14 protein-coding genes are annotated in these 12533 nt (G+C 59.8%); 11 read left to right on the top strand and 3 right to left on the bottom strand.

All coding sequences use genetic code 11. The features are described 5' to 3' along the window. Window positions 1-14 precede the first annotated feature (14 nt). The 8 genes from ADN01_RS13660 (at window position 15) to ADN01_RS13625 (ending at window position 6488) form a co-directional block, all read left to right on the top strand. On the top strand, window positions 15-521 hold the full coding sequence (locus ADN01_RS13660) for a hypothetical protein (protein ID WP_062417449.1): 507 nt from the start codon (window positions 15-17) through the stop codon (window positions 519-521). Further along, entirely contained in the window at window positions 518-973 is a 456-nt protein-coding gene (locus tag ADN01_RS13655; RefSeq protein ID WP_062417450.1) for a DUF5946 family protein, read from the top strand. The genes ADN01_RS13660 and ADN01_RS13655 overlap by 4 nt, the downstream gene beginning before the upstream one ends. Before the next feature lie 245 nt (window positions 974-1218). Next, window positions 1219-1626 (top strand): Fur family transcriptional regulator, encoded by a 408-nt coding sequence (locus tag ADN01_RS13650; RefSeq protein ID WP_062417451.1) that lies wholly within the window; start codon window positions 1219-1221, stop codon window positions 1624-1626. Window positions 1627-1639: 13 nt separating this feature from the next. Then, the gene (locus tag ADN01_RS13645; protein WP_062417452.1) at window positions 1640-2593 is read left to right on the top strand and encodes an energy-coupling factor ABC transporter permease; all 954 of its coding nucleotides are present in this window, start codon (window positions 1640-1642) and stop codon (window positions 2591-2593) included. A gap of 7 nt (window positions 2594-2600) precedes the next feature. Beyond that, on the top strand, window positions 2601-3410 hold the full coding sequence (cbiQ, locus tag ADN01_RS13640) for a cobalt ECF transporter T component CbiQ (protein WP_062417453.1): 810 nt from the start codon (window positions 2601-2603) through the stop codon (window positions 3408-3410). A gap of 12 nt (window positions 3411-3422) precedes the next feature. Continuing rightward, window positions 3423-4139, top strand: a complete 717-nt coding sequence (locus ADN01_RS13635; RefSeq protein WP_062417454.1) for an energy-coupling factor ABC transporter ATP-binding protein — start codon at window positions 3423-3425, stop codon at window positions 4137-4139. A 116-nt stretch (window positions 4140-4255) separates the two neighbouring features. Beyond that, on the top strand, window positions 4256-5428 hold the full coding sequence (locus tag ADN01_RS13630) for an NBR1-Ig-like domain-containing protein (protein ID WP_075071205.1): 1173 nt from the start codon (window positions 4256-4258) through the stop codon (window positions 5426-5428). Window positions 5429-5552: 124 nt separating this feature from the next. After that, window positions 5553-6488, top strand: coding sequence for a ribonuclease Z (locus ADN01_RS13625; RefSeq protein ID WP_062417455.1), 936 nt, complete (start codon window positions 5553-5555; stop codon window positions 6486-6488). A gap of 4 nt (window positions 6489-6492) precedes the next feature. Here the strand turns inward: ADN01_RS13625 and ADN01_RS13620 are convergent, their stop codons facing one another. Both ADN01_RS13620 and ADN01_RS13615 read right to left on the bottom strand, forming a co-directional pair. After that, window positions 6493-7251, bottom strand: a complete 759-nt coding sequence (locus ADN01_RS13620; protein ID WP_062417456.1) for an HAD-IIA family hydrolase — start codon at window positions 7249-7251, stop codon at window positions 6493-6495. A 110-nt stretch (window positions 7252-7361) separates the two neighbouring features. Then, a complete protein-coding gene (locus ADN01_RS13615) occupies window positions 7362-9296 on the bottom strand; it encodes a sortase (protein WP_062417457.1) in 1935 nt (644 codons plus the stop codon). A gap of 573 nt (window positions 9297-9869) precedes the next feature. Here ADN01_RS13615 and ADN01_RS13610 point away from each other — a divergent pair. The 3 genes from ADN01_RS13610 to ADN01_RS13600 are packed head-to-tail and all read left to right on the top strand — an operon-like array spanning window position 9870 to window position 11850. Beyond that, window positions 9870-10520 carry a TetR/AcrR family transcriptional regulator gene (locus ADN01_RS13610; RefSeq protein ID WP_160318431.1) on the top strand — a complete coding sequence of 217 codons (651 nt, stop codon included), beginning with the start codon at window positions 9870-9872 and terminating at the stop codon, window positions 10518-10520. Continuing rightward, window positions 10477-11376 (top strand): CPBP family intramembrane glutamic endopeptidase, encoded by a 900-nt coding sequence (locus ADN01_RS13605; RefSeq protein WP_082142662.1) that lies wholly within the window; start codon window positions 10477-10479, stop codon window positions 11374-11376. Before ADN01_RS13610 ends, ADN01_RS13605 begins: the two co-directional genes overlap by 44 nt. 6 nt (window positions 11377-11382) lie before the next feature. Further along, entirely contained in the window at window positions 11383-11850 is a 468-nt protein-coding gene (locus ADN01_RS13600; RefSeq protein ID WP_062417460.1) for a nitroreductase/quinone reductase family protein, read from the top strand. 124 nt (window positions 11851-11974) lie between these two features. Here ADN01_RS13600 and ADN01_RS19685 read toward each other — a convergent pair whose 3' ends face one another. Beyond that, window positions 11975-12145, bottom strand: a complete 171-nt coding sequence (locus ADN01_RS19685) for a hypothetical protein (protein ID WP_160318430.1) — start codon at window positions 12143-12145, stop codon at window positions 11975-11977. Between the last annotated feature and the right edge of the window lie 388 nt (window positions 12146-12533).

The raw sequence follows: 12533 nt of genomic DNA, 5'->3' as shown, positions 1-12533 counted from the left end.
GGAGCCTTGTCCCCATGACTGCTCAATTTCCGGATACTTTCTGCCTGGACGGCCAGGGGTTTGACCTGGTGACCATTCACGGTGCGCCGCTGTTTTCTCCGGCGGAGTACGGCCTGTTCCCTATGCCGCGCATCACCGCCTGTTGGCGCGGTTATGTGTGTCAATACGGTTTGCGGGAGGAGCGGCTGGTGCTGGAAAAATTGTCCCTCAACCTGCCCGAAGATGCGGCCCGGCCGCCGATCGGCGGGATCGTGCCTGAGCCATTCGACCGCGCCGTACCGCGCCTGTTCAGCACCGTGTACGAGAACCTGGGGCTGCCCGTGCCCTTCAGCGGCAGCTTGTGGATTGCGCGCGGTTTCATTCCTGAGCTGTACGTGCACATGGGCTTTGCCCCCGCCTGGAAATATACCCAGGTGCGCTCGCTGAAATTTTTGGACGGGCGCTGCACGGCCCAACAGGACGAAAGCCAGGCGATGGAAGCTGTGCGCCGCCAGAAAGCGGCCCAACCGGAGAGCGCATGAGCGGCGAGCCTGCCTGCCCGGCGTGCGGGGCGCGCTGGGAGGACGGGCAGGATTGCCAGAGCCAGTTTGAGGCCCTGCTGGCGTTGGAATTTGCGGACCCAGCTTACGGCCAGGTGCATTTTTTCACCGTGGCCTGTTTCATGATCCAGCACGGGCGTTATTCACCCCAGGCGCAGGCCTGGGTGCAGCAGAAGCTGCGCGCGGTTTTACAGGAGGGGCTGAAGATTGACCAGCTGCGCACGCAGGCCGCCGCCGAACACCGCCCCTGTGCGCGCACGGCCGCGGTGCTGCGCTCGGCGGATGACCCGCCCGTGCCGCGCGTGAAGTGGCGCGTGACCCTGGCGGATGTGGCTGCGCAGGCCGGCAGCGCCGAAAGTTACTGTGCCGAAGTGCGGCGCTGGGCCGAGGCCACCCTGGAGCAGATGCCGGGGGTGGAGCGCAGAGCTGATTGATCCAGGGGAATTGTTGCAATTTCATTCCAAAACTGCATTTTGCTGGGCGTCGTCCTTGACGGAACCACGGTACGGCCTATAATAGAAATTGCTCGCTGGCTGGGTGCCCCCCTCACCCAGGCGGCGAGCACTTTTTAACCAGATTTACGGGGGATTTAACCTTATACAAACTTTCTAACCCCATAGATTTTTGCTGGAATACAGCTTATAATCCTTATTGCAAATATTTGCAAAAAGGAGCCGCCTTGCAAAGCCGGAACACCTCTGCCCGCCGGGCCATTTTGGAACTCTTGCAGACTTGCGGCTGCCATCTCACCGTTCAGGAGGTCTATGAACGCGTGCAGCCGCAGCTGCCTTCGCTGAACCCGTCCACGGTGTACCGCAATCTGCGTTTTTTGGTGGAACAGGGCAGCATTTCGGTGTCGGATATGGGCCTGGGCACCCCGGTGTACGAAGCTCTGCACGCCGCCCCGCACCATCATCTGATCTGCGAAGGCTGCGGTCATGAAATTGAGTTGTCCGATGGGCCCGTTCGCGCTCTGTTCGCGGAGTTAGAACAGACCCACCACTTTGAGATTATCACCAACCACCTGGTCTTATTTGGTCTTTGTCCCACCTGCCGCCAAAAAGGGCAGGACCCAGAATCAAGCTAAAAGGAGAGCCGTGATGTTATTTGCCCCTACCCCCATGCATATTCCGGATGGTTTTTTGTCCACCCTGGTGGCGGTCATTTTGTGGGTGTTGGCCGTGCCAGTGATCGCCGTGTCGCTGCGGCGGGTGAACCGCGATTTGGGCGAGCGCGAAGTGCCCGTGATGGGCGTTCTGGCAGCGGCCATCTTCGCGGGCCAGATGCTGAACTTCACCGTGACTGGCGGGACCTCCGGCCACCTCATCGGCGGGGCTTTGGCCACCATTGTGCTGGGCCCCTGGGCGGCGGTGCTGGTGATGACCTGCGTGGTGGCGGTGCAGGCGCTCATCTTTCAGGACGGCGGGCTGTTGGCCCTGGGTGCGAATCTGTTTAACATGGCGATTATCGCTCCCTTTGTGGCCTACGCGGTGTACCGCCTGATCCAGCGGGTGGCTAATGGGCGCAGCTGGACGCTGTTCGTGGGCGGTTTTGCGGCGGCCTGGGCCTCGGTGTTTGTGGCTTCGCTGGCCACGGCTTTGCAGTTGGCGGCTTCGGGCACTTCACCGGCCAATGTGGCTGTGCCCGCGATGGCCGGCATCCACGCCCTGATCGGCATTGGCGAGGGACTGATCACCACTGGCGCCCTGGCGCTGATCTTTGCCGCGCGGCGCGACCTGCTGCAGCGGGATGCAGCCCCCAGCACGCGCTCGAACACCCCGGTATGGGTGGGCGGCGGGTTGCTGGCGCTGGCTCTGGTGATCCTTTCCCCGCTGGCTTCGGCACACCCCGATGGGTTGGAATGGGTGGCGGAGCAGAAGGGCTTCATTGATACTGCACAAGGCTCGCTGTATAACGTGATCCCGGATTACGTCTTTCCCGGCATTTCCAACGAAGCCGCGGCCACCATCCTGGCGGGCATCGTCGGAGCGTTGATTGTTCTGGGCGCGGCTGTGGCTTTGACCGCAAGCCGCCGTAAACAAGCGAAAGCCTAAGGAACCCATGCACGTTCACTTCTTAGACCCCTACCAGGATCGTCCCAGCCTGCTGCACCGCCTGGACGCGCGCGTGAAGCTGCTGGCGGCCTTGGCCTTCATCTTGACCACCTCCCTGACCCCGCCGGGGATCTGGGCGGTGTACCTGCTGCTCCTGGCAGGGGTTGTGGCGGCGGAACTGCTCTCGGATATCCCTCTGGGCTACTATCAAAAGCGGGCGCTGCTGGCCCTGCCTTTCATCCTGGCGGCCTTGCCGCTGCCCTTCACCGTCAGCGGAACCCCGCTGTGGACGGTTTCGCTGGGCGCGTGGAGCCTGACGGCCAGCCAGGAGGGGGTGGTGCGTTTGCTCAGCATCGCTTTCAAGTCGTGGATCTCGCTGCAGGCAGCGGTGGTGCTGGTGAGCACCACCGCCTTCCCTGACCTGCTGATGGCTCTGCGTGCGCTGCGTCTGCCGCGCCTGCTGGTGGCCATCATCGGACTCATGTGGCGCTATCTGTTCGTGATGGTCGACGAAGCTCTGCGTCTGATGCGGGCGCGCACGGCGCGCAGCGGTGAAAGCGCCCAGGCGGGTCTGCGGCCGGGCGGCTCGGTTTTGTGGCGGGCGCGCGTTGCCGGCGGCATGGCGGGCAGCCTGTTCCTGCGCTCCATCGAACGCAGCGACCGCATTTATATGGCCATGCTGGCCCGCGGCTATGACGGCGAGGTGCGCAGCAGCAGCACCCCGCGCGTTCCGGGCCGCGAATGGCTGATTTTGACGCTGTTCTTATTCCTCTTGGGCGCCCTCTTGGCGCTGTCTTTATTACTGCGAGCATCCTAAGGAAGGTCGGACATGAGCCAACCCTCGGTTGAAATTGTGGATTTACATTACGCCTACCCGGACGGCCATTCCGCCCTCAGTGCAGTGCATCTGCACCTGCACCCTGGTGAAAAAGTGGCCCTGGTGGGGCCCAACGGGGCGGGCAAGTCCACCTTGCTGCTGCATCTCAACGGCATCCTCAGCCACCAGACGGGTGAGCTGCGCATTTGCGGCCTGGATGTGAACGCCAAGAATTTGGGGCGGGTGCGGGCGCTGGTGGGGCTGGTGTTCCAATCCCCGGATGACCAGTTGTTTTCGCCCACGGTGTTTGACGACGTGGCCTTTGGACCGATTTACCAGGGGCTGAAGCCCGCCCAGGTGGACGAGCGCGTTCATGCCGCCCTGTCGCAGGTGCACATGGAAGAGTATGCCCGGCGCGTGTCGCACCACCTGAGCGTGGGGGAAAAGAAGCGCATCGCCCTGGCCACGGTGCTGGCTATGCAGCCGGAGGTTTTGGCCCTGGACGAACCTTCGGCCGGGCTGGATCCGCGCGCGCGCCGCACGCTGATTCACTTGCTGTCCGAAATGCCCCAGACCATGCTGGTGGCGACTCACGATTTACCCATGGTTCGGGAACTTTTTACGCGCACGGTCGTCATGGATCAGGGGCGGGTTGTGGCCGACGGCCCCACCGCCCAGATTCTGCGTGACGCTGCCCTTCTGGAAGCCCACGGGTTGGAGATGCCCTGACGCTTTTCAATCCTTGTAAAGGCCAACAGAAGATGGTAAAAATACATTGACCCATCCGGTCAATGAAAGCGCGCCAGACAGGATCCATTTTTGTATCCGCTCAAGGAGCAGACGACATGCGTACGATTCATCCGTTTTTTCGTTTATTGGCCTTGCTGGTATTCACCGCCCTTGCCTGCAACTTTCCGGGGGCGAACACTGGGCAGGTGACGCCCACCTCCGAAGGCCCCCAGGCCACCATCACCGCCCTGGCGCAGACCATTGAAGCTGGGCTGACGCAGACGGCCATTACCGCGGGCAACCCGACCCTGCCGCCCACCTCGACGGCGGTGGCCCCCACGGCCCCGCCCACCAACACCCCCCAGCCCACCCGCCCGCCGGCCACACCTGTGCCGCCCACTGCGGTGCCTTGTGATAAGGCGCAGTTCGTCAGCGACGTCTCGATTCCAGACGGCACCATCCTGAACCTGAACCAGTCGTTCACCAAGACCTGGCGTTTGAAGAACGTGGGTTCCTGCACCTGGACTACCTCGTACGCCCTGGTGTTTGACAGCGGGAATGCCATGAGCGGGCCGGCCAGCCAGAACCTGCCCGGCAGCGTTTCACCTGGCCAGACGATTGACCTTTCGGTCAACCTGAAGACCCCCGGCAGCGCGGGAACCTACCGCGGTAACTGGAAGCTGCGCAACGCTTCCGGCGCTACCTTTGGCCTGGGCGATGGGGCCAACGCCGCCTTTTGGGTGGAAGTGAAGGTGCAGGAAGGCACCCCCAGCGGTACCAGCGTGAAGTACAGCTTTGTGGAAAAATACTGTGACGCCGATTGGCGCAGCGGAGCGGGTGATTTGGACTGCCCGGGCAGCGACGGTGATGCGGATGGGTTTGTGCGCAAGCTGGATAACCCCAAGCTGGAAACCGGCCTGGAAGCCGGGGCGATGGCCATTGAGACCCATCCCGAATGGGTGGACGACGGCTACATTCAGGGCGAATATCCTGCGATCGCCATTGAGAACGGTTTCCGCTTCCGCGCGCGGGTGGGCTGTTTGCATAAGGAAGGCGGGAGCGCCTGCAACGTTAAGTTCCTGCTCAAGTACAGCGCGGACGGCGGCGCCTGGACCGATCTGGGGCCTGCGGACGGCTGGCTGGAGACCTATGACAACAGCGTGCGCACCCTGGATATTGACCTGTCTTCGCTGGCGGGCAAGAACGTCAAGTTCCTTTTCCAGGTGTCGGCCAACGGCAGCTCTGGGCAGGATTGGGCGGTTTGGATTAACCCGCGCATCATCAAATAAACGCTGACAAATCAAGGCAGCCTCACGTCCCAGGCCCGGCAGCACGGCCTGGGACGTTTTTTGGCATCCGCCCGCGGGATTTGGTACAATAGAGCCATTCTGCTGGAAAGGATGCGCACTACGCTTGTTTGAATTGATCTTTTTGGGAACTTCCGCATCGGCGCCATCGGCGCGGCGCAACCTGCCGGCTTTGTTGGTGAAGCACGATGAATTTCGTTTTCTGGTGGACTGCGGCGAAGGCACGCAGCGCCAGATTTTGCAGTCGGGGGTGGGTTTTAAGCGCCTCAACCGCATTTTGATCACCCATGCACACCTGGATCACATTTTGGGGCTGGCCGGGCTGCTTTCCACGCTGATGCGTTGGGAGAGCATGGAAGAATTGGAAATTTTCGGCAGCGCTGGGGCGCTGGAACGCATTCACGACCTGCTCTACGGCGTGGTGCTGCGCAAGAACTCGCCGCCCGTCCCCATTCACCTGCGCACGCTGACGCCGGGGGTGTTTTTTGATGAGGGCGGGCTGACGGTTTCGGCCTTCCCGGTGTATCACCGCGGCTCCGATTCGCTGGGCTACGCCTTTGAGCAAAAAGGGCACCGTCCCTTCCTGCCCGAAAAAGCCGAGGCCCTGGGCATTCCCCCCGGCCCCTGGCGGCGCAATCTGGTGGCGGGGCAGAAAGTGCAGCTGCCGGATGGGCGCACGGTGGGGCCTGAGGACGTTTTGGGGCCTTTCCGCCCCGGCACGCGCCTGGTGGTGGTGGGTGACACGGGTGAAATTGACAGCCTGCTGCCGGTGTGCCGTGGGGCCGATGCGCTGGTGATGGAAGCCACCTATCTGGACGAAGAAGCCGAGATGGCCCGCCAGTTTTCACACATGACCGCGCGCCGTTCGGCGGAGCTGGCCCAGCGGGCGGGGGTGCGCCAGTTGTTTTTGACGCACATCTCGCGCCGCTACCGTGAAAAAGACGTGCTCCAGGAGGCCCAGAGTGTGTTTGCCGACACGCTGGTAGCGCGCGATTTTGACGTGTACACCGTCAAACGCGAAGAAGGTTCCTCCGAGGACTGACCCCCTAAACTTGAATGGAAGCCACTGAATCAAGCACCTGGGTGGGGCGGTAGGGATAACGCTCCACCTCTTCGGCGCGGGTGATGCCGCTGAGCACCAGGATGGTATCCAGGCCGGTTTGCACCCCCGCCACCACGTCGGTATCCATGCGGTCGCCGACCATGACCGTGTTGTCGGAATGCACCCCCAGATATTTCAACGCCATGCGCATCATCAGCGGGTTGGGTTTGCCCACGTAAAAGGCCGCCTTGCCGCTGGCGCGTTCCACCAGGGCCGCCAAAGCCCCGCAGCCGGGCACCAGGCCATGCTCTGAGGGGCCGTTGGCGTCGGGGTTGGTGGCGATGAAGCGCGCGCCCTCATGCACCAGGCGGGCGGCGCGGGTGAGCTGATCCATGTTGTAAGTGTCGGTTTCGCCGATGACCACGTAATCGGGGTTTCGTTCGGTGATGATGTACCCCACCTCATGCACAGCCAGGGTCATGCCGCTTTCACCGATGACAAAGGCGGTTCCGTTGGGGCGCTGCAGGCTGAGAAAGCGGGCGGTGGCCATGGCTGAGGTGAAAATGCGCTCGGCGGGGATATCTAACCCCGCGGATTGCAGCTTGTGGGCCAGGTCGCGCGGGGTGTAGCGCGAATTGTTGGTGAGCACCAGATACTGCGCCTGGGCTTCCTGAAGCCTGTGGATGAAGCCGTCTGCGCCTGGGATGGGGCGGCTGCCGCTGACCAGAACGCCGTCCATGTCGATCAGATAATTTTTGGGCATGCGGGTTTCTCCGGGAGGGGTGGGTTGATTTGATTATACAATGAACTGCGCGGGCGATCTTAGCAAAAGACCGGCCCGCGCAGAGAAAAGCGGCTCAGGGGGGAGGGGGGTTACTGCAAACCCACGCGCACGGCGCGCACCGCCAGCCGGGTGAGATAACGGTCGGAGGCCGGGTCATATTGGGCGCAGGTCAGCAGGGTCAGCCAGTCCAGCTCTTCGTGCTCGAAAACGGAAGCGTCCTGAGGATCCACCTGCTCAACGGTGCGCACTTCGTAGAGGAAGCGCTGGCCGTTGGCGTGGATGACGATGGAATCGCCCCAGCGCAGCTCACTCAGGCGCGCAAACGGCCCATCCTGCCCATTGGAAAGGGCCGCGTGGGCGGTGAGGACGGTGTTGCCGTTCCAGGTGGGGTAGGCGCTGCCTTCCAGATACCCGGCCTGGCTGCCCAACCAGGTGAGGTCCCATTGATCCTGAGCGTAGGGCACACCCACGATGGGGAGAGTCTGGCCGAGTTTGGGGATTTCCAGCACCAAGTCGTCCACCTGCTGCAAGGCGGCGGGCTGGCCGGCGCGGGGGGTGAAGCGCGCGGGGGCAAAGCCGCTGGCCGGCAGGCTGAAGCTGTTGCTCACTTTCCACAGCTCGATGCCTTTCCTGCCGTCGTTGGCGGCAAAGAACAGGCTGTCGCCCAGGGCGGTGAGCGCTTCGGGGTTGGAAGAGGCCGCACCGCCGTTCAAGTCTTTCACCAATTCGACATCGGTATAGGGCGGGACGCTTCTCCACAGCTCGCGCCCATGCTTGCCGTCATCGGCGGTGAAGAACAGCACCGAGCCTGCTGCGGTTAATTCCTGAATGTCGCCCGTGCCCATGCCGGCGCGGATGCCGCTGATGCGCTTGGTGCTGTCGTCGTCATAGGGGGGCACGCTTTTCCACAACTCAAAGCCGTACTTGGCGTCATTGGCGATGAAGAAGAGGGTCTCGCCGATGGAAATTTTGCCGTAGGGGAAGGAGCCCATGAAAAACATGGTGCTGTTGATATCGGCCACGCGCGTCATCTGGGTTTTGCCGTAGGGAGGGACGACTTTCCAGGGCTCCATGCCGATGAAACCGATAGAGGCAGTATAGAAGAGGGTGTCGCCGATGGCATGCAGGTCAGAAGGATAGGTGTTGTAGGAGCGTGTGCTGAAATCGTTGACCGCCCGCGTGGTCAGCACGTTGTAGGGCGATTCGCTCATCCACAATTCCTGACCGTATTCCCCGTCGTTGGCGGTGAAGAAGAGGATGTCTTTGACGAAGGTCAGTTCTTTGACGTTGGCGTTGCCCGCTGCGTTCACATCCGAGACCATTTCGCAGGTGTTGATGTAGGGCGGGGTGCATTTCCACAGCTCGCGCCCCTGGGTGTCATCCGCGCTGAAGAGCAGGATCCAGCCGTTGCGGGTGAGTTCATCGGGGTTGGACCCCGGAGGGCCGACGGCGATATCGGCCACGCGCACGGCGCTGGTGAAGGGCGATTCGGTTTTCCACAGCTCGGTGCCGCTGCTGCCGTCGTTGGCCGCGAAGAACAGGGCGCTGCCCACGGGGGTCAGTTCATGGGGGAGGGAGCCTTCGGCGCCGGGGTTCAGGTCGGTGACCATCTCGGCGCTGGTGTAGGGCGGCTGGCTGCGCCACAGCTCGTACCCGTGGGTGCCGTCATCGGCGCGGAAGAAGAGGGTATCCCCCACCGCTGTGATGTATTCCGGCCGGGCGCTGCCTTCCGCGGGGTTGATGTCGCTGACGCGGAAGGCCTGGGTGTAGGGCGGGCTGATGCGCCACAGTTCCTGGCCGTATTCATCGTCATCGGCGGTGAAAAACAAGGTGGAGCCAATTGCAGCGAGCTGATTGGGGGCGGAGCTGGGCGCGCCTTCGTTCACATCCGCAGCCAGGGCGGGTGTGGGGCCGTTGGTGGGTTCGGCGGCGGTCACCGGCGCGGTAGGGCTGAGCAGCAGGGCCGCGGCCAAAAGGACGGCCCAAAGCTGTCTTCCAAGGGGGTGGGCGTTGATCTTCTTCATAAAATGGTCCTCCCTGACCTTTATTTACAGCACTTTTCCATCCTATTCAATATACTCCAATTGGAGGAATTTCGCCTGCGCCTGTAGATGGATTCTGGCTCCATCCTGCGATGGATGTGCGGATGAGCCTATGTGTTTGAACCGCGGAGGCGCAAAGCGATTTGGCCTTTCGAGGTGTAGACTGCTTCGCCCTCAAAAACCGAGGGCTCGCAGTGACATGTAAATTGGATGTCATCGCGAACCGCGCAGCGGTGAAGCGATCTACACGCCGAAATAGCCAGATCGTGGGATTTAACCGCAAAGACGCCAAGGACGCAAAGCAGAGCCGAAGTAATGCCCCGTTTCATCGAACGCACCGGAAGGCCAGGGGTTCGTGTATTTGTTTTCTTGGCGTGCTTTGTTCCTTGGCGGTGAAAAAAACTTGTGTTTGAACCGCGAAGGCGCCAAGGACGCAAAGATGGATGGGGTTCATTGATTTGCCCTCTTCCTTAGGGGACATTTTAACTTTGGGATAACAAGACTGGTCAATTACTATTGACTAAAAAGTCAGTCGATAGTAGAATGTGCTTATCTATGACTGAGTATATAGTCAGTAAAAAGGAAAAACATATGCCTCGTACCAAAACCCAAACAGAACAAATCCGCGCTGAAAGCCAGGCCAAGATCATCGCCACCGCCCGACGCCTGTTTGCCGAGCGCGGTTACGATGGCTGCACTGTTTCAGAGATTGCCAAACAAGCCGGGATGAGCCAGGGCAACATCTATTGGCACTTTCCATCGAAAGAAGCAATTTTTCAGGCGGTGCTGATGGAGGGCTTCCAGGCAATTGGCGGAACGATGAGCGAGGCAGTCAAAAGCGCTGGCAACGGGTTGGAAAAATTCAACCGGTTCCTCGGGGATTTCTTGGCACTTTCCCGTGAGAAGGGCGCGGATGAATTCATCAGCATTATGATTACCTTCCTTGCGCAGGGCGGGGTGGCGAAATTCGCTGAGTTTGGCATCTCCAGTGAGCAGATTGGCGCCGGGTATCACCAAACAATGAATGCTATCTTCGCCCAGGGTCAGGCAGACGGCAGTTTCCGCTCCGATCTGGAACCTAATCTGCTGACCACCTTTTACTTCTCTTTCATTAACGGGCTGATGTTGATGTACCCGCACGAATGGCGCGATATTCCCGACGATGTCATTCGTGAAGCGTTGTTACGCCTGCTGGGCGGGAAGTGAGTTTGTGATGTATCAAAATGTCTTTGCCTCGATTAAGCGTCACCCGGTCTTAACCTATTTTGTTATGACTATTGGCATCTCTTGGGGGGGCGTGTTCCTTGCCGCTGGCGGGGTGGATGGATTCCCAGCCAATGCCCAAGAAATAAAAACCCTGCTTCCGATTGTAGCCCCACTGTTGGCAGTTGGCCCTGTATTTTCGGGTATTTTACTTACCGGCCTGTTGGATGGTCGCACCGGGTTGGCCGATTTCGCTGCGCGCCTGCTACGCTGGCGGGTGAGATTGCGCTGGTATGCCCTCTCACTATTCCTTACCCCTTTGCTGGCTGCGCTGACGCTGTTGGGGTTATCGCTGTTCTCTTCGGTGTTTACGCCGGGCATCTTGGTTACAAAAGACAAAACCGGGCTGATTATCCCGGCGCTGGCAGCGGGTTTGGTAGCTGGTCTGTTTGAAGAACCTGGCTGGACAGGCTTTGTCACCCCTAGGCTGCGGCAGCGTCATGGGGTCTTTGCCGCTGGTTTGATACTTGGCCTGATGTGGGGAATTTGGCACTTGATTGTTGCCGTGTGGGGCAGCGGCACACCTTCAGGAGATTTTTCCGTTCTCCTGTTCCTGCCGCAGTTTTTCTTCTACGCGGCAGTGCTTCCAGCCTACCGTGTTTTGATGACCTGGGCCTACGACCATACCCACAGTCTGTTCGTCGCCATCCTGATGCACCTGAGCTTGACCGGTAATGTGCTTTTTATCTTCATGCCACAGGGTATCCCTGAATTGCTGTTACTGGCCTGGTATGTTTCTCTGTCTGGCGCACTATGGGGCTTGGTTTGGCTGGTTTTAAACCCCAAAAAGAAGGAGTAACCCTAAATGAAAAAGCAAAAATCGAGCGGTGGTATACCTCCCGCGGTCAATCACATTCTCAAGTTCATCTTGCGCTCGCCCTTGCACGCCATCTTGAGCAAAAACTTCCTGTTGATAACCTTCACTGGGCGTAAAAGTGGCAAGTCGTTTACCACTCCGGTCAGCTACTCGCAAGAGGGCGGCACCTTGTACATTTTTACGCACGCCACATGGTGGAAGAACCTCTGTCCCGAGGTCCCAATCACCCTGCGATTGCGCGGCAAGGATGTGCTGGGTCTACCCGAAGCAATTGCCGATGACAAAAAAGCTGTGACTGCTGGTCTCTTGGCCCATTTGAAGCGCTCGCCCTACGACGCCCCATTTTATGGCGTGACCCTAGACGAAAATAAAACCCCCCGCCCTGAAGAAGTGGAAGCGGGCGCGCAGACGACAGTGATGATCCGGGTGGCTTTGCACCAATCTGTAACAACGTAATGGCAACGCAGGTAACTTGCTTGAAGTCTGCGATGAAATTGCCAACTTCACCATTGGATTCCCTCAAGCGCAGCATACCGGCTTTCATCATTATTTCAGTGTGCAGGGTTAGCCACTCCTTTCCCTAAATCAGGTTCCAGTCGTTGAACATATCAAAGAACATCATCGTCAGCGCCAGCGGGACACGCCTCGCTGGCGTGACCCTTTCGGTCTTGGCCTGGATCAGAATAGACAGCAGCGATTGGGTGTATCTCAAGCCAATTGCATCCATATCAAAACCCAGGCGGGCAAACATATCATCTTTGTTATGGTCATCAGGAAAATCATGATGGCGGTAAATAATCCGCCTGTTTGGGAATAGACGAAAAGCACAGCCAACATCACTTCGATTTTTTGGTATGCGCTGCTTGGCTCAGCAGCCGCCTGCGCATGATTGCACCAAGCAATTCAAATGCCTCAGTAGGTAGTGTGCGCTCAGCTTTATCGAACGCACCAAAACGCCCGATGGTATTGGTGTGTTAGGAACGCGCCCTACCGCCAATATTATGATTTTGAACCGCGAAGACGCGAAGGACGCGAAGATGGGCGGGGTTTGTTGATTCGCTTTCTTGGCGTTCTTTGTTTCTTGGCGGTAAAAACTTGTGTGTGAACCGCGAAGGCGCGGGATGCGAAGATGGACGGGG

Origin of the sequence: Levilinea saccharolytica (genome assembly GCF_001306035.1) — a bacterium.
GTDB lineage: Bacteria > Chloroflexota > Anaerolineae > Anaerolineales > Anaerolineaceae > Levilinea > Levilinea saccharolytica.
This window is presented reverse-complemented; position numbering and strand designations above follow the sequence as displayed.